Here is a 20,366-nt window from a genome sequence, read left to right as displayed (position 1 = left end):
AAGTCCAGAGCACCTTTTTTAAACAAATTATCTCTTATATTGGCTATTCTGGCTGTTCTGCTTGTCGATTCCGCTTGCTTCGCGCCCTGGACCGGCATTACCCTTTACGCTAGCGGCGCTGACACCAGCTTTGGACGGGTCTTTCTTCATTTTTGCCATCGTTTATCACCTCAACACATATGATGCCCAGCCTCAAAAAATATATATAAATGAGAAGAAAAGTCATTTTTCAAAAAAATTTCAATTTTCCACGTTTACCAATTGCACAATTTTTCGAAATATTTTATAGTTGTAATAGTAAAGCTCATTCTAAATGTGAATTTTTTTTGACAAAAAAATGAATGAGTATTCATTCAAACGTTTGAAGGGGGAGACAATGTTGAACCAATTGATCAAAAAAGCGGCTGTCCTCGGTTCTGGAGTCATGGGATCAGGAATTGCAGCCCACCTAGCCAATATCGGCATTCCGACACTATTATTGGATATTGTGCCACGTGAATTGACGAAGGAAGAACAAGCAAAAGGACTTACACTAGAAGATAAAGTAGTTCGCAACCGCATCGCCGCAGGAAACATCCAAAAATTGCTCAAGCAAAAGCCGGCACCGCTAGCAGCGAAAAAGAACATCGCCCTGATTGAAGCAGGTAACCTCGAAGACGACCTAGTAAAGCTAAAAGATGTTGACTGGGTCATTGAAGTAGTAGTCGAAAACCTGAATGTCAAAAAGCAAGTTTTTGAAAAAGTGGACCAATACCGCAAGCCTGGCAGCATCATCAGCTCTAACACTTCCGGTATCTCTGTCGAAGCAATGGTTGAAGGCCGTTCAGAGGATTTCCAAAAGCATTTCCTTGGAACACACTTCTTTAACCCGCCGCGTTATCTGAAACTACTAGAAATCATTCCGACTCAGTACACAGACCCTGAAGTGCTCTCCTTCATGAAAACTTTTGGTGAAGATGTACTTGGTAAAGGTGTTGTGGAAGCGAAGGATACACCAAACTTTATCGCTAACCGCATCGGAACTTATGGTTTGCTTGTAACCGTTCGTGAAATGCTAAAAGGCGGCTACAGTGTTGGTGAAGTTGATTCGATTACCGGTCCATTAATCGGCCGTGCCAAGAGTGCCACCTTCCGTACCCTTGATGTTGTCGGTCTCGACACGTTCTATCATGTTGCTAACAACGTCTATGAGAAAGTCGAAGGCCACGAAAAAGAAGTGTTCGAAGTTCCAGCATTCATGAAGAAAATGGTTGAAAACGGCTGGCTTGGAAGCAAATCCGGTCAAGGATTTTTCTTGAAAAAAGGTAAAGAAATTCTTGAATTAGATCCAAATACATTAGAATATGGTCCGCGTAAAAAGTTGTCCACTCCGTCCATGGAACTTGCCAAGCAGGAAAAAGGCACTGCCAACAAATTGAAAGCGCTCGTTTATAGCAATGACCGCGCTGGGCAATTCCTGTGGAACACGAACTCGCAAAATCTTGTATACGCTGCCAAACTTCTAGGCGATATTGCCGATGATATTGTGTCCATCGACCGTGCGATGAAATGGGGCTTTGGCTGGGAACATGGTCCATTCGAAGCGTGGGATGCGATTGGCGTGGAAAAATCAGTCGCCAAGATGAAGGAGTCTGGCATGGAAGTTCCGGCCTGGGTAACGGAAATGCTTGAAAATGGCTTCACCTCCTTCTATAAAGAAGAAAACAACGAGCTTTATTACTATGATAAAGGTGAATATAAGCTGGTACCATTCAATCCAAAGGTCATTGACCTGAAGAAAATCAAGAAACAAAAAGGTGTTATCAAGAAAAACAGCGGTGCCAGCCTAATTGATATCGGCGACGGTGTAGCATTATTAGAATTCCATTCTCCAAACAACGCTCTTGGCATGGATACCGTGCAAATGATTAATTTTGCTGTCGATGAAGTCGAGAAAAACTATAAAGGGCTCGTCATCGGGAACCAAGGCAAGAACTTCTGTGTCGGTGCTAACCTGGCAATGATGTTGATGGAAGCACAGGATGATAACTATTGGGAGCTTGATATGGTTGTCAGCCAGCTTCACAAAGCCTTGTTAAAAGTCAAATACAGCTCGAAGCCGGTTGTTGCTGCTCCATTTGCGATGACACTTGGCGGCGGTGCTGAGGTTTGCTTGCCTGCTGCACATATCCAAGCATCTGCCGAAACATATATGGGTCTTGTTGAAGTCGGTGTAGGCTTACTGCCTGGCGGCGGCGGAAACAAAGAGCTTTATATCAAGCACTTAGAAAACATGCCAAACGGTGTTCCGTTTGACCTGCAGCAAGTGGCCAATAAAGTGTTTGAAATGATCGCGACTGCAAAAGTTTCGACTTCTGCTGAGGAAGCACGTGAAAATAACTTCTTAAGCAAGTCTGACGGCATCAGCGTCAACAGCGACCATCAACTATACGATGCAAAACAGGCTGTACTCGCACTGCATGAAAAAGGCTACAAAGCAAGAGTGAAGAAAAAGGTTCCGGTTGTCGGTGAAACCGGTTATGCAACACTTCTACTTGGTGCAGAAGGAATGCGTTTATCCGGGTATGTATCGGAGCATGACCTAAAGATTGCCAAGAAAATTGCCTACGTCATTGCCGGCGGCAAAGTACCTTATGGTACTGAAGTAGATGAGGAATATCTCTTAGACCTTGAAAGGGAAGCGTTCTTAAGCCTAATTAAAGAGCCAAAAACACAGCAGCGCATGCAGCACATGCTGGTAAAAGGAAAGCCATTAAGAAACTAATAATAAATTGACTGCCGGGGGCTTACTTAAGCCCTTGGCCAGAAATAGATTGGTATTTTTTAAAATTGATAGAAAGAGAGGGAACTTGCATGAGAGAAGCGGTAATCGTTGCCGGAGCAAGAACACCGGTTGGCAAGGCAAAGAAAGGAACGCTTGCCCAAGTACGCCCTGACGATTTGGGAGCTTTAGTTGTAAAAGAAACGTTAAAGCGTGCCGGTGGATACGAAGGAAATATTGATGATTTAGTTATAGGCTGTGCTACACCAGAAGCAGAGCAAGGCATGAACGTGGCAAGAAATATTGGAGCCTTGGCGGGACTGCCGCACACAGTTCCAGCTATCACAGTCAATCGTTTCTGTTCATCAGGATTACAAGCGATTGCTTATGCAGCACAATCGATTATGCTCGGTCACACTGACACGGCAATCGCCGGCGGTGTTGAGTCGATGAGCTTGCTGCCAATGGGCGGACATGTAATTCGTCCAAACGTGAAATTGGTTGAAAGTGCCCCTGAATATTACATGGGAATGGGTCATACAGCGGAAGAGGTTGCCAAGAAATATGGCATCACCCGCGAAGAGCAAGACGCATTTGCAGTACGAAGCCACCAGCGTGCGTTTAGAGCCATCCAGCAAGGCAAGTTTGTTGATGAAATTGTTCCAGTTGATGTCACGTTCCGGTCCGTTGGCAAGGACAACAAACTGGTTGAAAAAACAGTTCAATTTTCTGTGGATGAAGGTGTTCGTCCAGAAACAAATCTGGAAACATTGGCAAAGCTTCGCCCAGCATTCTCAGTTACAGGATCCGTTACTGCAGGTAATGCTTCGCAAACAAGCGACGGCGCTGCTGCAGTGATGGTGATGGATCGTGAAAAAGCGGAAGCACTCGGTTTGAAGCCTTTGGCAAGATTCCGTTCGTTCGCAGTTGGCGGCGTACCACCGGAAATCATGGGTGTCGGTCCGGTTGTCGCTGTTCCGAAGGCCTTGAAGCTTGCTGGCTTAGAAGTTTCCGATATTGACCTGTTTGAATTAAACGAAGCATTTGCATCACAATCCATCCAAGTCATTCGCGAGCTCGGCCTTAATGAAGAAAAGGTTAACGTTAACGGCGGCGCGATTGCATTAGGTCACCCACTCGGCTGTACTGGTGCAAAATTGACTTTAACTTTATTAAACGAATTAAGACGCAGACAACAGCAATTCGGTGTCGTTACGATGTGTATCGGTGGCGGAATGGGCGCTGCCGGCGTGTTTGAATTATTGTAATAAGTTTTCGGGGGCCGCTGCAGGCTCCCCTCCCTAAACTATTTTATTAGGAGGAATTTTTCATGACTGAAACGAAAAAAGTTGTAAAAGGCGGAAGCTTTTTAATCGAAGATGTTACGTTTGACCAAGTTTTTACACCGGAGGATTTTACCGAAGAGCATTTAATGATTGCTAAGACTGCAGAAGACTTCGTTGAAAAAGAAGTTCAGCCAGTACTTGAGCGTCTTGAGCACCATGAGTTCGATATTACCGTTAAGCTTTTAAAGGAAGCTGGCGAGCTTGGACTTTTAGCGGCAGACGTTCCTGAAGAGTATGAAGGATTAGGCTTGGACAAAATTACTTCTTCTTTAATTACGGAAAAAATGGCTGGCGGCGGTGGTTTCGCACTTTCTCACGGTGCCCACGTTGGGATTGGCTCACTGCCAATCGTATTATTCGGTAACGAAGAGCAGAAGAAGCGTTATTTACCAGCCCTTGCTTCAGGTGAAAAATTGGCTGCATACGCATTAACTGAGCCAGGTTCAGGTTCTGATGCCCTTGGCGCTAGAACAACTGCCAAATTAAATGCAGAAGGCACCCACTACATCCTAAATGGTGAAAAGCAATGGATCACCAATGCAGGCTTTGCTGATGTATTTGTTGTTTATGCAAAAATTGATGGCGAACAGTTTACTGCCTTTATCGTAGACCGCGACCTTCCAGGCGTATCAACTGGCGCAGAAGAGAAGAAAATGGGAATCAAGAGCTCGTCTACTCGTACGTTAATTTTAGAAGACGTGGCAGTCCCTGTTGAAAACCTATTAGGCGAAATCGGCAAAGGCCACGTAATTGCGTTTAACATTCTAAATATCGGCCGTTATAAGCTTGCAATCGGTGCAGTCGGCGGTTCTAAGAAAGCGTTTGACATGACTGTCAAATATGCAAATGGCCGTCAACAATTCAAAACACCAATCGCACAATTTAATCTAACTAAAGAAAAGTTCGGTACTCTTGCTTCCGAAATTTATGCGGCTGAAAGCTCTGTATGGCGTACAATCGGCTTATACGAGGAAAACCAAGGCAAACTTTCGGATGAAGAAACAAAGGATATTAAAAAGCTGGCTGATTCGATTGCCGAATACGCTATCGAGTGTTCATTAAACAAATTCTTCGGCAGTGAGGTTCTTGCTCACGTGGTAGACGAAGGCGTGCAAATACACGGCGGATACGGATTCATGCAAGAGTATCCAATTGAAAGAGCCTACCGCGATGCCCGAATTCAGCGTATTTTTGAAGGAACAAACGAAATCAACCGTCTGCTTGTTCCAGGAACCCTTGTAAAAAAAGCAATGAAAGGTGAACTGCCACTATTCCAGAAAGCCATGGCGCTTCAAGAAGAGCTAATGATGTTAATGCCTGAAGAGCCAGGTGACGAGCCGCTTGCTCAAGAAAAATATCTAGTACGCCAAGCGAAGAAGCTTGCACTGGTTGCTGCCGGCCTATCCGCTCAAAAATTCGGCAAAAAGCTTGAAGCAGAGCAAGAAATCCTTGCAAATGTTGCGGATATCGTTTCTTACGTGTATGCAATGGAATCTGTCGTGTTACGTACGGAAAAGGCAATTGCCAACAATGGGGCAGAAAAGAACAAGCAAAAGCTGCTCTACACACAAATTTTCTGTCAAGAAGCTTTCAATGCGATTGAAGCTATTGCCAAAGAAACGCTTGTTGCGGTTGAAGAAGGCGACATGCTGCGCATGATGCTGTCTACACTTCGCAAGCTGACTCGCCACACTCCAATCAATGTGATTGGTAAGAAACGTGAAGCAGCTGATGTGATTATTGCAGCAGAGCGTTATGTAGTTTAATATTTATGGGCCCTCATTTGAACATGGGGGCCCTTTTATTTTTTTAAAAAAGGAAGGATTTTTACGAAATTCGTCGAATATTTATTCTTGGATATTTTTTCTTTTGAAAGTGGTTATGGTAAGATTCAATTGGGACTGATATAGTAAAGGCGGTGAAACGGGTGTCTCTGACTTTTTACTGGTATCCGAAATGCGGGACCTGTCGAAACGCAAAGAAATGGCTGGACCAACACCAGCTTGCTTATGAAGCGGTACATATTGTGGACAATCCTCCGTCGCGCGAGGAAATAAAAGATTACTACCAAAAAAGTGGTTTAGAGCTAAAGAAATTTTTCAACACAAGCGGGATGAAATATCGCGAACTCGGCATCAAGGATAAATTGAAAACCGCCAGCGAGGATGAACTGCTGGATTTGCTCTCATCTGACGGCATGTTATTGAAACGGCCGATATTAACGGACGGCGAACATGTTACGGTTGGTTTTAAAGAAGATGAGTATGAGAAAATGTGGTTGAAGTAATCTTATTAGGGGAATCGAATTTTTTCGATGATAGATTTTTTGAAAAAATAATGGAGGGATTAGCGATGAGTGCACCAAAAGAATTGCGTTATTCTGAAGACCATGAGTGGGTAAAAGTTGAAGGCGGCAAAGTGCGCATTGGTATAACTGACTTTGCGCAGCATGAATTAGGAGACATTGTTTTCGTTGAGCTTCCGGAAGTGGGCGATGAAGTAACAGCAGGCGACCCATTTGGCAGCGTTGAATCAGTTAAAACGGTTTCTGAGCTTTACGCGCCTGTCAGCGGTAAAGTTGTAGAGGTCAATGAAGACTTAGGTGACAGCCCTGAATTTGTCAACGAATCACCATACGAAAAAGCATGGATGATCGTCGTTGAGGTTTCCGACAACAGCGAAGTGGAAAAACTGTTAACTGCTGAACAATATGATGCAATGACTAACGAAGATTAATTAAATTTGCTAAAAGCGCCCCTTTGCGGAGGCGCTTTTCTTTTGCTTTCATTTATTACCACTTTTTCTACGGTTAAATTAGGGGAATCTAATCACAAAACTTATTGGAAGGTGGAAATAGGGTGCTTAAGCAGCAGAAAATAGATGTTACGGATCGTGTCGTTGGAAAGCTGAAAAATAGGGCTATCGAGCTTTATTTGGAGAATGAACTCATTGGGAACATAAAACTGGATGACCATATCCAACCAGAACTCGACCATCATTTTGAAGCAGAACAGCAAAAAATTTATAAGCATGTCACCACGACAGAGGGACATGATGCCAAGTATACCGATTGTGATGATGGTGGATGGTGCTAAAGATTCATATTCATCATTCGTGAGCAAATCCCTATTTTTAGAATAACAATGATGCTATAGTTAACATATCAAACAAGCGGTCACACATAACAAAATTCAGAATATGTTAACATAAAACAGACTCTCTCAGGTGATGGATGATGAATGAATCGTATGTTGACAAGGTTTTGATTGTCGAAGGAAAATCGGATAAGAATAAGGTTAAGGGAATCGTTAAGGAACCAGTGGAAATCATTTGTACCAATGGCACGATCAGTCACTCGAAATTGGACGAATGGATTGAGATCCTTGAAGACAAGGATGTCTATATTCTGGTCGATGCCGACGAAGCAGGTGAAAAACTTCGTAAGCTGTTTAAACGCGAATTTCCAAATGCCGAGCATTTGTATATAGACCGGATGTACCGCGAGGTCGCCACGGCCCCGGAGCATCATTTGGCGACCGTTTTGATTGGTGCGAATATTGATGTTCATACGGAGTATTTGGAAAATGGGATAGTTTGAGGAAATTTTAGAAATGGGTAACTGTTATGAAAGATTGGGATCAAGAAGAGTTATCGGCCCTTCTCGGCGGTGCCGGGACCGGGCTGCTTTACTTTTATACACCCCTGTGTGGAACCTGCCAGGTTGCGGGGAGAATGCTTGAAATTGTGGATCAGATGGTGGATGTGGAGATTGGCAAAATGAATCTGAACTTCTATCCCGGATTGGCAGTAGAGTATGCGATTGAGAGCGTACCAAGTTTGCTGTTTATCCGGGCGGGAGAAGTGGTCGACACAATTTATGCCTTTCGCTCGGTGCCGTATTTGCTGGAGAAAATAAAAGAACATTTGGGTTAGTTTTTGAAGCAGACGCTTATTGGGCGGCTGCTTTTTTGTAGGCATGCTGCTACTTCAAGAGAAAAACTTGGACTGAAGAAAAGGGTTTATAACCCCTCTTGATAGGAATTTTCGGCCGAAGGTGTCATAAGGGAGTGCTTAATAACCCGTTTGAGAAGAATCTGCAGCCGAAGCTGTTATCAGGGAGTGTTTAATAACCCGTTTGAGAAGAATCTTAAGCCGAAGCTGTCATAAGGGAGTGTTTAATAACCCGTTTAAGAAGAACCTTAAGCCGAAGCTGTCATAAGGAAGTGTTTAATAACCCGTATGAGAAGAACCTTAAGCCGAAGCTGTCATAAGGAAGTGTTTAATAACCCGTTTGAGAAGAATCTTAAGCCGAAGCTGTCATAAGGAAGTATTTAATAACCCGTTTGACAAGATTCTTAAGCCGAAGCTGTCATAAGGGAGTGTTTAATAACCCGTTTGAGAAGAATCTTAAGCCGAAGCTGTCATAAGGGAGTGTTTAATAACCCGTTTGAGAACAACCTTCAGCCAAAGATGTCATAAGGAGGTGCTTAATAACCCGTATGAGAAGAACCTTCAGCCAAAGCTGTCATTAAAAAGTATTTTAGGTATAATACCGATTTTTCTTTTCCCCGACACTGTTAAAGTTTTGAATCAAAATTCTTTTAATAGCTCTTTGGGATAATACGTCACCACACCATTCACGAACTAAAGCCGTCGTTACCCTCATCTCAGGAAATAGCATCTTCAACTCCTGTACATTCCTTACAACGGCAGTATCAATATGCTCTACAGCTCCACAATCTCGACAAACAAGCCTATTCCCTTTCACAAAAGTTGAAAGCCTGTGGCACGTACCACAACTGTTACCCTTTTTCATCATCCCAAAGTCATAAGGAGGATATGTCGCAAAGGGCGAATCCACCAGATCGAGCGACACCAACAAATCTGACAGCTTCTCAAGCCCGTCGTTGAGCTTTGAGTACTCCGTATTTAATTTTCTCAAAAACCAATTCACTTGTGTTGGGAGTATAACAGATTCATTTTTAGGAGCATATAAAGTAAATTCGGGGTTGATGTAAACCAAGTAAGATTCAATCGTAAAATGAAGTCCATATTGTTGGATTAATTGGTGGAATAGGTCGTCGGCACGTTGTAACTGATTCAAAGGATTTTTTAAAAATTTGTCAGCTTTCCTTAACCGCCCATCAGAATCATAGCAGTATTCGCCTTCGTAGTTTTTTACATCAATAAGATAAATTTTTTTCTGAAAAGTCAAGACCTTATCAATCTGAAAAATGCTATCGCCAGACTTGAGCCACAATCCATTTATAATGTTGCATTTATTCTGGAGCATTCCATCAGTCATGGAATCAAATTTAACCTCCCCAGCAAAGCCCTTTTCTAATCTCCATTTTTCGTCATTGAGTACATTCATTCTCGCATTCAATAACCTCGTCATTGATAATTCCTTCGGCACTAACCGCTGCTTTTTCAGCATAAATCCACCATCCTTTAAATATAAAGTACCAACCTTAATTTTACAAAAAATCCCCACCAATAAAGCCGGAATAAATGAAACCTTTGTTAACTTTTGTCGATTCCCAAAATTCCCAAAAATATAACCCTTCCTTATTTACAAAAACTTGGCCACTGGATTATGATACTTAGGGAAGCGAAATATCACCGCAAACCCCTACTCTCAAACTACCAAAGGAGCATAACGCAATGGCCTTTTATCATAATTGGGCAGCCCAAATTAGTACATATAACCGAAATATCAAACTAAGTTTTATGGCAAATATTCTTGCGCAAATAGGTCTTGGAGTTTTTATGGTCATTTACAATTTCTATATTCGAAAGCTTGGCTACTCGGAGGCCGTCAACGGGCAAGTCATCTCGATGACCTCGTTAGCGACGGCACTGATCCTTATCCCAGCGGGAATCATCAGTGACCGCTACAGCCGTAAGAAAGTCATTTTATACGGAATACTCTTATCAGGGGTAATCCTGCTTGCTAGAAGTGTCGTTTCCGGCCAACAATTATTAATTACTTTTGCGTTCATCAGCGGTCTGGCAATGGCCTTTCTGCAAGTCTCGGGAATCCCATGGCTTGCAGAAAATTCAACCCCGGAACAGCGGGTAAATTTATTCAGTCTGCATTTTGCGTTTATGACGGCTGCCAATGTAGTAGGAAGTCTCCTTGGCGGCTTGCTAACTGACGTGTTCTCGTTTTTTGTCAGTGATCTCAATAGCATCAGATTGACCCTGATTATTGGTGCCGTCATTTATTTGATTGCGATTATACCTACTACAAAATTCCAAGCATTGACCCAAAAACGACTAGAACCAAAGAAAGCACCGGAAAAACCGTTCATATGGAAAACTAACGGCATGAAACTAATTGTCTTATTTGCCATTGCCCAAATGCTGATCGGTTTTGGTGCAGGGCTGGTGATTCCCTATTTAAATCTGTATTTTTCGGATCGTTTCAGCGCATCGACAACTTCAATTGGTTTTATTATCTCGCTCGGGCAGGCGGCAACAGCATTGGCAATGTTTATTGGTCCATGGGTCGTGAAAAAAGTAGGTGAAGTAAGGGCTGTTGTGTTCCTCCAATTAGCTTCGCTGCCATTTCTTCTATTAACAGCTTATACGAACCACCTATGGCTGGCGGCACTAGGGTTTTTATTTCGCCAAGCATTAATGAACGCCGGAAATCCGATTCAAATGTCGCTGATGATGTCAAAGGTCAACGACTCGATGAAGGGGCTGGCGAACTCAATAAACCAAATGGTATTCAATTTGGGCTGGGCACTAATGGGGCCGGTCTCGACCGGAATTGTCGTCCAGTATGGGGCTTATTGGGGATATGCCTATGTGTTCAGCATAACCGCCGTTTTATATCTAATCGGTTCCATCTATTTCTTGGTCGTCTTCAGGGGCATTTCGACCAATAACAATAAATCCGTTTCTACAAAAATATCATAAATCCGACATATATCTTGGGAAATCTCATTATTTCCTCAGACACATCAGATATTTGTCGAGCGAATCTAAAAGGAATACAAGCGCTATTGCTGAATAGTATTGGTAGAGACAAATGATTCGGAGTGGTGAAAATGCAGGAAGCAGTAAGTTCATTTCTAATGGCTGTAAAAAGGCAGGGACAGTTGCAGCCGTTGTTAGAGTCTGCTGATTTACGGGTATCCTTGATTTCAGATCAACAAACTATTGTGCTAGTAATCAAACATGGTGAGGTAACAGCCTCAAATGAAAAAGACATGGAGCACACCACCATCAAAATCAGTGGTCAGCCTCCGGAAATAACACGACTATTAGAAGGAAGGGAAAGATTGAGAGTCCTTCAAAAGAGCGGTCGGCTGATGGTATCAGCACCCTTAAGAATAATCTTATTACTTGAATCCATGTTTTATTTGACAATGCCGCACGGCGCTCTTGTATCATAAAAATTTTATTCAAAGTCATTGACTCGGAATTGAAGTTGCGGTATTATGTTTTTAAATATTCTATCAATTAAATAAGTTATCTTATCAAGAGAGGCGGAGGGACTGGCCCTGTGATGCCCGGCAACCGGTGACTTACATACGGTGCTAATTCCAGCAGAGCAAGTTCGCTCTGAAAGATAAGAAGAGCATAATCCCCTCTTCTTATGAAGTGGGGATTTTATTTTTCCAAAAAGAGAGGAGCAAGGAAGATGACCGAAAACCAAAAGAACTATCGATTTGAAACATTGAGTGTACATGGCGGCTTGGCGCCAGATCCAGTTACAGGGGCACGGGCCGTGCCAATCTATCAAAACAATGCCTACCAATTTAAGAGCACAGAGCATGCCGCAAACCTGTTTGCGCTAGCAGAGCCTGGCTACATATACACCCGGATTCACAATCCAACCACAACTGTTTTTGAAGACAGAGTGGCACTGTTGGAAGGCGGCGTAGGCGCACTTGCGGTGGCAAGCGGGATGGCAGCCATCACACTGGCAATCTTAAACATTGCTGAAGCAGGCGATGAAATTGTTGCAGCTGGAAACCTCTACGGCGGTACCTATAATTTATTTGCGGTAACCCTGCCGAAATACGGAATCAATGTGAAATTCGTTGATGCGGAGAATCCTGAGAACTTCCGTTCAGCCATTACGGAAAAAACAAAAGCGGTTTTCGCGGAAACAATCGGCAACCCAAGTCTTCGCGTCCTTGATATTGAAAAAGTCGCGGAGATTGCGCATGACGCAGGTGTACCGTTAATCATCGATAACACTTTCGCTACGCCATACCTGTGCCGGCCAATTGAGCATGGGGCTGATATTGTGGTCCATTCGGCGACCAAATGGCTCCTTGGTAACGGCACGTCAACTGGCGGCATCATAGTTGACGGCGGCAAGTTTGACTGGAATTCACCGAAATTCCCTGGTTTCACGACGCCAGATGCAAGCTATCATGATCTTGTTTATGCAGAAGCATTAGGTGCCGTTGCTTATATTATTAAAGCACGTGTCCAGCTCCTTCGTGACCTTGGACCTGCATTAAGCCCACAAAATGCTTTCCAATTTACGCTTGGACTTGAAACGCTGCATGTGCGCATGAAAGAGCATGTCGCTAACACAGAAAAGGTAGTACAGTACTTATTAAATCACCCTGCGGTAGAGTGGGTTTCTTACCCTGGGCATCCGTCACACCCTGATTATGAATTGTCTAAAAAGTATATGCCAAAAGGCGCAGGGTCCATGGTGGTCTTCGGAATTAAGGGCGGCAAAGAAGCAGGCGCGAAATTAATCGACAACATCCAGCTTTGGGCACATGTGGCCAATGTTGGCGATGCCAAGAGCCTAATTATTCATCCAGCAAGCACAACTCACCAGCAGCTTGATACGGAAGGTCTTAAAGCAGCAGGTGTGTCGGAAGATTTAATTCGTCTTTCCATCGGCATTGAGAATGTCGAGGATTTGGTTGAGGATCTCGAGCAAGCAATCGAAGCGGCAACAGGATTGTCTTCACTGAAAACGAATGCATAAAATAGTTTAGTAAGATAATAAAACTATTTCGTTGACACGACTTTTTATCCATGATACGATAGCAAACGTAAATTAATTTTTGAAAATATTTTTAATTAAATATAAGATTGCTTAAGCTCTTATCAAGAGAGGTGGAGGGATGTGCCCGATGAAGCCCGGCAACCGTCAGTTCATTGAAACTGAAATGGTGCCAATTCACACAAAGCGTCAAGCTTTGGGAGATGGGAGAAAGGATTGTATTTACTGATGCCTTTCTGCCCGTGCGGAAGGGCATTTTATTTTTCTAAAAAAAGAATCCTTTCATAAAAATAGTCAAAACCTATATCAAGGATAAAAAGTAGGTGAGTCAATGATTTCAATTAAGAGTGTCCGCAAAGTTTTCCAATCCAAAAAAGGCCAGCTAAAAGCAGTTGATGATGTCAATTTGGAAATACAAGATGGAGAAATTTTCGGCGTAATCGGGTATAGCGGCGCCGGAAAGAGTACGTTAATCCGGATGCTGAATGGTCTGGAACTCCCGACCGAAGGAAGTATCACTGTTGCCGGTCGCGAGATTTCAAAAATAAAGGGCAGCGAGCTTCGGAAAGCCCGTCAGGAAATCAGCATGATTTTTCAGCACTTCAACCTCCTTTGGTCGAGGACAGTAAGTGAAAATATTGCCTTCCCTTTGGAAATAGCGGGAGTAAGCGCGCCGCAAAGAAAAAAACGGGTGGCAGAGCTGGTGAAGCTTGTCGGACTCCAAGGCCGGGAAGATGCCTATCCTTCACAATTGAGCGGAGGTCAAAAACAGCGTGTCGGCATTGCCAGGGCGCTTGCCAATAATCCTAAGGTACTTCTCTGTGATGAGGCAACCTCGGCTCTCGACCCGCAAACGACGGATTCAATCCTCGATTTACTAGTCGATATTAATAAAAAATTGGGCTTAACGATTGTGTTAATTACCCATGAGATGCATGTCATCCGGAAAATCTGCCACCGGGTTGCCGTGATGGAAAGCGGCCGGATTGTAGAACTTGGTTCGGTACTGGATGTGTTTAAAAATCCGCAGCAGCCAATTACTAAACGGTTTGTGCAGCAGGTGTCTGAACCAGAGGAAACAAAGGAAACAGCTGACCACTTACTTGAACGTTATAATTCAGGAAAAATTGCTCAATTAACGTTTATTGGCGAATCTGCAGAGCAGCCGGTAATTACGAATCTAATTCGCCAGCACGATGTAACAATAAATATTTTGCAGGGTAAAGTTTCGCAAACGCAGAGCGGTTCATATGGGACACTGTTCATTCATATCGATGGGGACGAGGCTGAAATCAACAAGGCCATTGCCTATATTCGTTCCCAGCAGGTAGGAGTGGAGGTGGTTGTAAATGATTAAGGAATATTTACCGAATGTGGATTGGCTGATTATGTGGCAAGAAACAAAAAATACCCTTTATATGACGGGCATATCTGTTCTTGCAACATTTATATTGGGTACGCTGCTTGGATTAATCTTGTTTCTGACAGCAAAAGGAAACATCTGGGAAAATAAGCCGATAAATGCGGTTATTAGCGGCATTGTCAATATCTTTCGCTCAATCCCGTTTATTATCCTAATCGTGTTATTAATTCCGTTTACAACATTTTTGGTCGGAACAATGATTGGTGAAGATGCCGCATTGCCTGCGCTGATAATTGGTGCTGCCCCGTTTTATGCGAGAATGGTCGAAATTGGCCTCAGGGAAATTGATAAAGGGGTCATTGAAGCAGCAAAATCAATGGGAGCCACAACGGGCACCATCATTTGGAAGGTGCTGCTGCCGGAATCGATGCCGGCGCTTATTTCGGGGATTACAGTTACAGCGATTGCCCTTGTTGGGTATACAGCGATGGCCGGAGCGATTGGTGCCGGCGGCTTGGGAAACCTTGCTTATAACTATGGATTCCAACGCAATCAGAATGATGTAACCTTCATCGCTACAGTCATTATTTTAATCATCGTGTTTGTGATTCAGTTTATTGGTGATTTCATCACTTCAAAATTAGATAAAAGATAAAAAGGAGAGTTTGAAAATGAAAAAATGGTTAAACGTACTCTTAACATTAACACTTGCGCTTGTATTAGCTGCTTGCGGCACTAAAGATGAAGACAAGTCTGAAGGCACTAGCGGGGATAAAGCAGAAACAACAAAATTAGTGGTTGGAGCATCAACTGTACCACACGCGGAAATTCTTGAAAAAGCAAAACCGATTTTAAAAGGAAAAGGCATTGATCTTGAAATTAAAACATTTACTGACTATGTTTTACCGAACAAGGCTCTACAATCAAAGGAATTGGATGCAAACTACTTCCAGCACATTCCATACCTCGAGGCACAAAATAAAGAGTTTGGCTATGGATTTGTTAATGCTGGCGGAATTCACATTGAGCCAATCGGTGTTTATTCAAAAAAATACAAAGATCTTAACGACCTTCCAGAAGGCGCGCATCTGATTATGAGCAACTCAGTCGCTGACCATGGCCGTCTGCTATCATTACTTGAAAACGAGGGCTTAATTAAGCTAAAAGAAGGCATTGATAAAACAAAGGCCGAAATTAAAGATGTTGTAGACAATCCGAAAAAATTAAAGTTTGATGCAAACTACGAAGCAAAATTATTACCACAGATTTTCAATAATGGCGAAGGCGATGCTGTATTAATCAATTCCAACTATGCAATTGATGGCGGCTTAAACCCAATCAAGGATTCTATTGCGATTGAAGATAAAGAATCTCCATATGTAAACGTCATTGCCGTTCGTAAAGGCGATGAAAATAATGAAGCAATCAAAACGCTTGTAGAAGTGCTGCACTCTAAAGAAATTCAAGACTTTATCCTTGAAAAATATGAAGGAGCAGTTGTACCGGTATCCGAGTAATAATTAAATAAGAAGAAACAAAGATGAAGAGGCTGCTTTTGACAGCCTCTTTTCCATATACATTAATCCACCCTTTTAAGTGAAAAATAGAATGGATTACCATCAATTTATCCCGCATTAACGGGCAGTAAAACCCCCATCTTAATACTTGCACAAATCGAAGAAGTATAGGTGGGGGTTAACTGCCCGTAAATGCCCGATTGGTTCAACTAACAATCAGTGGGGGATGGAAAAAACCCCCACTGATTGAAGTTTCACTTTATCCATTGGCATTTCCTTGTAAAATAAGGTATGATTTAATTCGAGTTTATTTTACATAATTCTTATCAGAATTTTCTTTCAAAAATCTTGATCATTCTCAATTGGTAACGCTTTAGTGAAAACAAAGACTAGTTATCACTGCATAAAGGTTGCTAACACATTTAATTTGTTATAAGATTGTAATGAGAATAGATTGAGAATGAAATACCTTATCGACGCTGTCGATACGATACAAAACATTCTTTTGCGGAGGTATAAAAATGGCTGGATCAACATTAACTATCAAGGACCTGCATGTTGCAATCGATGGGAAAGAAATTTTAAAAGGTGTAAACCTTGAAGTAAAAGGTGGAGAAATCCACGCAATCATGGGTCCAAACGGTACTGGTAAATCAACATTATCCGCTGCCATCATGGGTCATCCGAAATATGAAGTGACCAGCGGCAGCATTACTTTAGATGGTCAAGATGTTTTGGAAATGGAAGTAGATGAGCGCGCACGTGCCGGTCTATTTTTAGCAATGCAATACCCAAGTGAAATTAACGGTGTAACAAACGCTGACTTCTTGCGTTCGGCGATTAATAGCCGTCTTGGCGAGGGAAATGAGATTTCCTTAATGAAATTTATCCGTAAAATGGATAAGCAAATGGAATTCCTTGAAATGGACCTCGATATGGCACAGCGTTATCTTAACGAAGGTTTCTCCGGCGGTGAGAAAAAGCGTAACGAAATTCTGCAATTAATGATGCTTGAGCCGAAAATTGCCATCCTCGACGAGATCGACTCCGGACTTGATATCGATGCGCTGAAGGTCGTATCAAAAGGTGTCAATCAAATGCGCTCTGATGACTTTGGCTGCTTAATTATTACTCACTATCAACGTTTATTAAACTACATCACTCCTGACCATGTGCATGTGATGATGCAGGGCCGTGTCGTTAAATCTGGCGGACCAGAGCTTGCACAACGCTTGGAAGCAGAAGGTTATGACTGGATCAAGCAAGAGCTTGGTATTGAAGATGAAACAGTTGAGCAAGAAGCTTAAAAGCCCTAAGTTAGGAGGATTAACATGACAATCGAAACTATTGATACTGGTTTTGTCAGCTCTTTTTCAAAAGGGATGAGCGAGCCTGTCTGGTTTGAAGAGCTTCGCCTAAAGGCCTTGGCCCAACTAGATGAGCTGCCAATGCCGAAACCTGATAAAACGAAAATTGATAAATGGAATTTTACACAATTTAATCAGCATACTGTTACAAGTTCTGCTTATACTTCGCTTGCTGAGCTGCCTGAAGCAGTAAAAGAGTTAATCGACCTTGATGCAGAAACTCATAATTTATATATCCAACACAACCAGACTCCTGCTTTTCTATCATTATCCCAGGAGTTAACGGATAAAGGCGTCATTTTTACTGATATCTTTACCGCTGCCAGAGAGCACGGTGATTTATTGAAAAAGTACTATATGACACAAGCTATCAATGCTGATGAGCACAAGCTGACAGCCCTTCATGCAGCACTAGTGAACGGCGGTGTGTTTTTATACGTACCAAAGAACGTGGAAATCGCTGAACCAATTCAGGCAGTATTTGTCCACGATGATGGTGAAGCAAACCTGTTTAACCATGTGCTAGTTGTTGGTGATGATAACAGCTCGATCACATACGTTGAAAACTACATTTCTACAGTGGAAACTTCTAATACATTGGCAAACATCTTAACAGAAGTTGTTGCCAATACGAATGCAAGAGTACAGTACGGTGCTGTTGATAATCTGGCTAAAGGGATCACTACTTATGTGAACCGCCGTGGTGTGGCTGGCAGAGACTCTCGGATTGAATGGGCGCTTGGCTTAATGAACGAGGGCAATACGATTTCTGAAAATACAACCAACCTGCTTGGTGACGGTTCTTATGGCGATACCAAAACTGTTGTTGTTGGCCGTGGCGAGCAAACGCAAAACTTCACGACCAAGGTTGTTCATTTTGGTAAGCATACACAAGGTAATATCTTAAATCATGGTGTCGTAAAAGATAGTGCTACTTCCATTTTTAATGGAATTGGCAAAATTGAACACGGGGCATCAAAATCAGATGCTGAGCAAACCTCTCGTGTCTTGATGCTTAGCGAAAAAGCACGCGGCGATGCCAACCCAATTCTGTTAATTGATGAAGATGATGTTATGGCCGGACATGCAGCTTCTGTCGGACGCGTTGACCCTGTGCAGCTTTATTATCTAATGAGCCGGGGGATTCCGCAGACTGAAGCAGAGCGTCTTGTGATACATGGTTTCCTTGCACCAGTAGTTAACCAGCTTCCGATTGAGCACGTGAAAAAGCAATTAACGGAAGTTATCGAAAGGAAAGTAAGATAATGAATATCCAGGATATTCGCAGTCAATTTCCGATCTTACACCAAGAAGTGAATGGCAAGCCGCTTGTCTACCTGGACAGCTCAGCCACTTCACAAAAGCCGATTAAGGTTATTGAAACGATTGAAAAATACTACCGCGAATACAATTCAAATGTCCACCGCGGTGTGCATACACTAGGAACAAAGGCTACTGATGCTTACGAAGGTGCCCGTGAGAAGGTTCGTAAGTTTATCAATGCCAAGTCAACTCAAGAAGTTATTTTTACAAGGGGTACGACAACTTCCATCAACACGATTGCGGCTAGCTACGGCGCCGCGACTTTGAAGGAAGGCGATGAAATCGTCATTACCCACATGGAACACCACAGTAACATCATTCCGTGGCAGCAGGTGGCAAGAAGGACCGGAGCCCAGTTGAAGTATATTCCGCTTCAAGAAGACGGAAGTATTTCATTGGATGATGTGCGGTCAACGGTAACACCAAATACAAAGATTGTCTCTGTCATGCAGGTATCAAATGTGCTTGGTGTGATTAACCCGGTGAAAGAAATCGCTAAGATTGCCCATGAAAATGGTGCTGTGATGGTTGTTGATGGTGCGCAAAGTGCACCGCATATGAAAATCGATGTTCAAGATTTAGATTGCGATTTTCTTGCGTTTTCGGGCCACAAAATGTGTGGTCCTACCGGAATCGGTGTTCTGTACGGCAAAAAGCATTTGCTTGAAAACATGGAGCCAGTTGAGTTTGGCGGTGAGATGATTGATTTCGTACAATTGTATGAATCAACCTGGAAAGAGCTTCCTTGGAAGTTCGAAGGTGGTACACCAATCATTGCCGGAGCTATTGGGCTTGGTGCTGCAATCGATTTTTTAAATGAAGTTGGGCTGGATAACATCTCCGAGCATGAGCATAAGCTTGCAGCCTATGCGCTTGAAAAAATGGGCAGTGTTGAAGGGATGACCATATACGGTCCGCTCGAACCGGCAAAACGCGCTGGACTGGTGACATTTAATTTGGCTGATGTTCACCCGCACGATGTCGCGACTGTATTGGATGCGGAAGGTATCGCCGTCCGCGCTGGTCACCACTGCGCCCAGCCGCTGATGCGTTGGCTTAACGCTTCGGCTACAGCACGTGCCAGCTTCTACCTGTATAACACTGAAGAAGATATTGATAAACTTGTTGAAGGGCTTGTCAAAACGAAGGAGTATTTCAGCGATGTCTTCTAATTTAGATGCACTTTACCGAAGAGTAATTATGGACCATTACAAAAACCCGCGTAATCGCGGGATTTTGGAAGATGGCAGCCATACAATTAATATGAATAATCCAACCTGTGGTGACCGCATTCAATTGACCCTTAAGGTCGAAGATGGTGTAGTGGTAGACGCCAAGCAGGAAGGAGAAGGCTGTTCAATTTCCATGTCCTCAGCCTCGATGATGACCCAGGCAATCAAAGGCAAAAAAATCGAAGACGCTTTAAAGCTGTCGAAGATTTTTTCCGATATGATGCAGGGTAAAGAACACGATGATGATATCGACTTAGGTGATATTGAAGCACTTCAAGGCGTTGCTAAGTTCCCGGCCAGAATCAAATGTGCAACTTTGGCATGGAAGGCAATGGAAAAGAGCTTGAAGGAAGAGAAACAAGACTAAAAAATTTAGTAGCGGTCGCGAGTGGACTACTGTCCAGCTCCAGCGCCTAGGGGCTCGGGGTCATAAGCCAATCCGTCAAGAAGGCTAAAGAGCAGCCTTCC

General features: G+C 43.1%; 20 protein-coding genes and 2 riboswitches. Of the genes, 18 read left to right on the top strand and 2 right to left on the bottom strand.

What is annotated here, in order from left to right; translation table 11 throughout:
• Positions 1-27: 27 nt before the first annotated feature.
• On the bottom strand, positions 28-159 hold the full coding sequence (locus tag ACZ43M_RS23060; RefSeq protein ID WP_464504845.1) for a YuzL family protein: 132 nt from the start codon (positions 157-159) through the stop codon (positions 28-30).
• A 217-nt stretch (positions 160-376) separates the two neighbouring features.
• On the opposite strand from ACZ43M_RS23060, the gene ACZ43M_RS23055 reads away from it, so the two are divergent.
• The 8 genes from ACZ43M_RS23055 to ACZ43M_RS23020 all read left to right on the top strand — a co-directional run bounded on the left by ACZ43M_RS23055 (position 377) and on the right by ACZ43M_RS23020 (position 8,040).
• Positions 377-2,764 (top strand): 3-hydroxyacyl-CoA dehydrogenase/enoyl-CoA hydratase family protein, encoded by a 2,388-nt coding sequence (locus ACZ43M_RS23055; RefSeq protein ID WP_464504844.1) that lies wholly within the window; start codon positions 377-379, stop codon positions 2,762-2,764.
• A gap of 89 nt (positions 2,765-2,853) precedes the next feature.
• Positions 2,854-4,029, top strand: a complete 1,176-nt coding sequence (locus ACZ43M_RS23050) for an acetyl-CoA C-acetyltransferase (protein WP_464504843.1) — start codon at positions 2,854-2,856, stop codon at positions 4,027-4,029.
• 62 nt (positions 4,030-4,091) lie between these two features.
• Positions 4,092-5,873, top strand: a complete 1,782-nt coding sequence (locus ACZ43M_RS23045; protein WP_464504842.1) for an acyl-CoA dehydrogenase family protein — start codon at positions 4,092-4,094, stop codon at positions 5,871-5,873.
• Between the two features lie 161 nt (positions 5,874-6,034).
• Positions 6,035-6,394, top strand: a complete 360-nt coding sequence (locus ACZ43M_RS23040) for an arsenate reductase family protein (protein ID WP_464504841.1) — start codon at positions 6,035-6,037, stop codon at positions 6,392-6,394.
• Positions 6,395-6,459: 65 nt separating this feature from the next.
• Positions 6,460-6,843 (top strand): glycine cleavage system protein GcvH, encoded by a 384-nt coding sequence (gene gcvH / locus ACZ43M_RS23035; protein ID WP_464504840.1) that lies wholly within the window; start codon positions 6,460-6,462, stop codon positions 6,841-6,843.
• A gap of 122 nt (positions 6,844-6,965) precedes the next feature.
• Positions 6,966-7,202 (top strand): YusG family protein, encoded by a 237-nt coding sequence (locus ACZ43M_RS23030; protein ID WP_464504839.1) that lies wholly within the window; start codon positions 6,966-6,968, stop codon positions 7,200-7,202.
• Between the two features lie 140 nt (positions 7,203-7,342).
• Positions 7,343-7,705: a toprim domain-containing protein gene (locus tag ACZ43M_RS23025; protein ID WP_464508097.1), complete on the top strand. Its 363-nt coding sequence runs from the start codon at positions 7,343-7,345 to the stop codon at positions 7,703-7,705.
• A 26-nt stretch (positions 7,706-7,731) separates the two neighbouring features.
• On the top strand, positions 7,732-8,040 hold the full coding sequence (locus tag ACZ43M_RS23020) for a thioredoxin family protein (RefSeq protein WP_464504838.1): 309 nt from the start codon (positions 7,732-7,734) through the stop codon (positions 8,038-8,040).
• Positions 8,041-8,647: 607 nt separating this feature from the next.
• Here the strand turns inward: ACZ43M_RS23020 and ACZ43M_RS23015 are convergent.
• A complete protein-coding gene (locus ACZ43M_RS23015; protein ID WP_464504837.1) occupies positions 8,648-9,544 on the bottom strand; it encodes a nuclease-related domain-containing protein in 897 nt (298 codons plus the stop codon).
• A gap of 227 nt (positions 9,545-9,771) precedes the next feature.
• On the opposite strand from ACZ43M_RS23015, the gene ACZ43M_RS23010 reads away from it, so the two are divergent.
• The 10 genes from ACZ43M_RS23010 to sufU all read left to right on the top strand — a co-directional run bounded on the left by ACZ43M_RS23010 (position 9,772) and on the right by sufU (position 20,265).
• Complete coding sequence (locus ACZ43M_RS23010; RefSeq protein ID WP_464504836.1) at positions 9,772-11,034, top strand: MFS transporter; 1,263 nt, start codon at positions 9,772-9,774, stop codon at positions 11,032-11,034.
• Positions 11,035-11,165: 131 nt separating this feature from the next.
• Positions 11,166-11,513: a hypothetical protein gene (locus ACZ43M_RS23005; RefSeq protein ID WP_464504835.1), complete on the top strand. Its 348-nt coding sequence runs from the start codon at positions 11,166-11,168 to the stop codon at positions 11,511-11,513.
• A gap of 78 nt (positions 11,514-11,591) precedes the next feature.
• Positions 11,592-11,696, top strand: a riboswitch (SAM riboswitch).
• A gap of 65 nt (positions 11,697-11,761) precedes the next feature.
• Positions 11,762-13,078 (top strand): O-acetylhomoserine aminocarboxypropyltransferase/cysteine synthase family protein, encoded by a 1,317-nt coding sequence (locus ACZ43M_RS23000; protein WP_464504834.1) that lies wholly within the window; start codon positions 11,762-11,764, stop codon positions 13,076-13,078.
• A 116-nt stretch (positions 13,079-13,194) separates the two neighbouring features.
• A riboswitch (SAM riboswitch) is annotated at positions 13,195-13,306 on the top strand.
• 121 nt (positions 13,307-13,427) lie between these two features.
• Complete coding sequence (locus tag ACZ43M_RS22995; RefSeq protein ID WP_464504833.1) at positions 13,428-14,453, top strand: methionine ABC transporter ATP-binding protein; 1,026 nt, start codon at positions 13,428-13,430, stop codon at positions 14,451-14,453.
• Positions 14,446-15,114: a methionine ABC transporter permease gene (locus ACZ43M_RS22990; protein ID WP_464504832.1), complete on the top strand. Its 669-nt coding sequence runs from the start codon at positions 14,446-14,448 to the stop codon at positions 15,112-15,114. The genes ACZ43M_RS22995 and ACZ43M_RS22990 overlap by 8 nt, the downstream gene beginning before the upstream one ends.
• 16 nt (positions 15,115-15,130) lie before the next feature.
• Positions 15,131-15,976: a MetQ/NlpA family ABC transporter substrate-binding protein gene (locus ACZ43M_RS22985; RefSeq protein WP_464504831.1), complete on the top strand. Its 846-nt coding sequence runs from the start codon at positions 15,131-15,133 to the stop codon at positions 15,974-15,976.
• Positions 15,977-16,497: 521 nt separating this feature from the next.
• Positions 16,498-17,283: a Fe-S cluster assembly ATPase SufC gene (sufC, locus tag ACZ43M_RS22980; protein ID WP_464504830.1), complete on the top strand. Its 786-nt coding sequence runs from the start codon at positions 16,498-16,500 to the stop codon at positions 17,281-17,283.
• A 24-nt stretch (positions 17,284-17,307) separates the two neighbouring features.
• Positions 17,308-18,609: a Fe-S cluster assembly protein SufD gene (gene sufD, locus ACZ43M_RS22975; protein ID WP_464504829.1), complete on the top strand. Its 1,302-nt coding sequence runs from the start codon at positions 17,308-17,310 to the stop codon at positions 18,607-18,609.
• Positions 18,609-19,838 (top strand): cysteine desulfurase, encoded by a 1,230-nt coding sequence (locus ACZ43M_RS22970; RefSeq protein ID WP_464504828.1) that lies wholly within the window; start codon positions 18,609-18,611, stop codon positions 19,836-19,838. Before sufD ends, ACZ43M_RS22970 begins: the two co-directional genes overlap by 1 nt.
• The gene (sufU, locus tag ACZ43M_RS22965; protein ID WP_464504827.1) at positions 19,828-20,265 is read left to right on the top strand and encodes a Fe-S cluster assembly sulfur transfer protein SufU; all 438 of its coding nucleotides are present in this window, start codon (positions 19,828-19,830) and stop codon (positions 20,263-20,265) included. The genes ACZ43M_RS22970 and sufU overlap by 11 nt, the downstream gene beginning before the upstream one ends.
• The last annotated feature ends 101 nt before the right edge of the window (positions 20,266-20,366 follow it).

The organism is Neobacillus sp. B24 (assembly GCF_055381825.1).
This window is presented reverse-complemented; position numbering and strand designations above follow the sequence as displayed.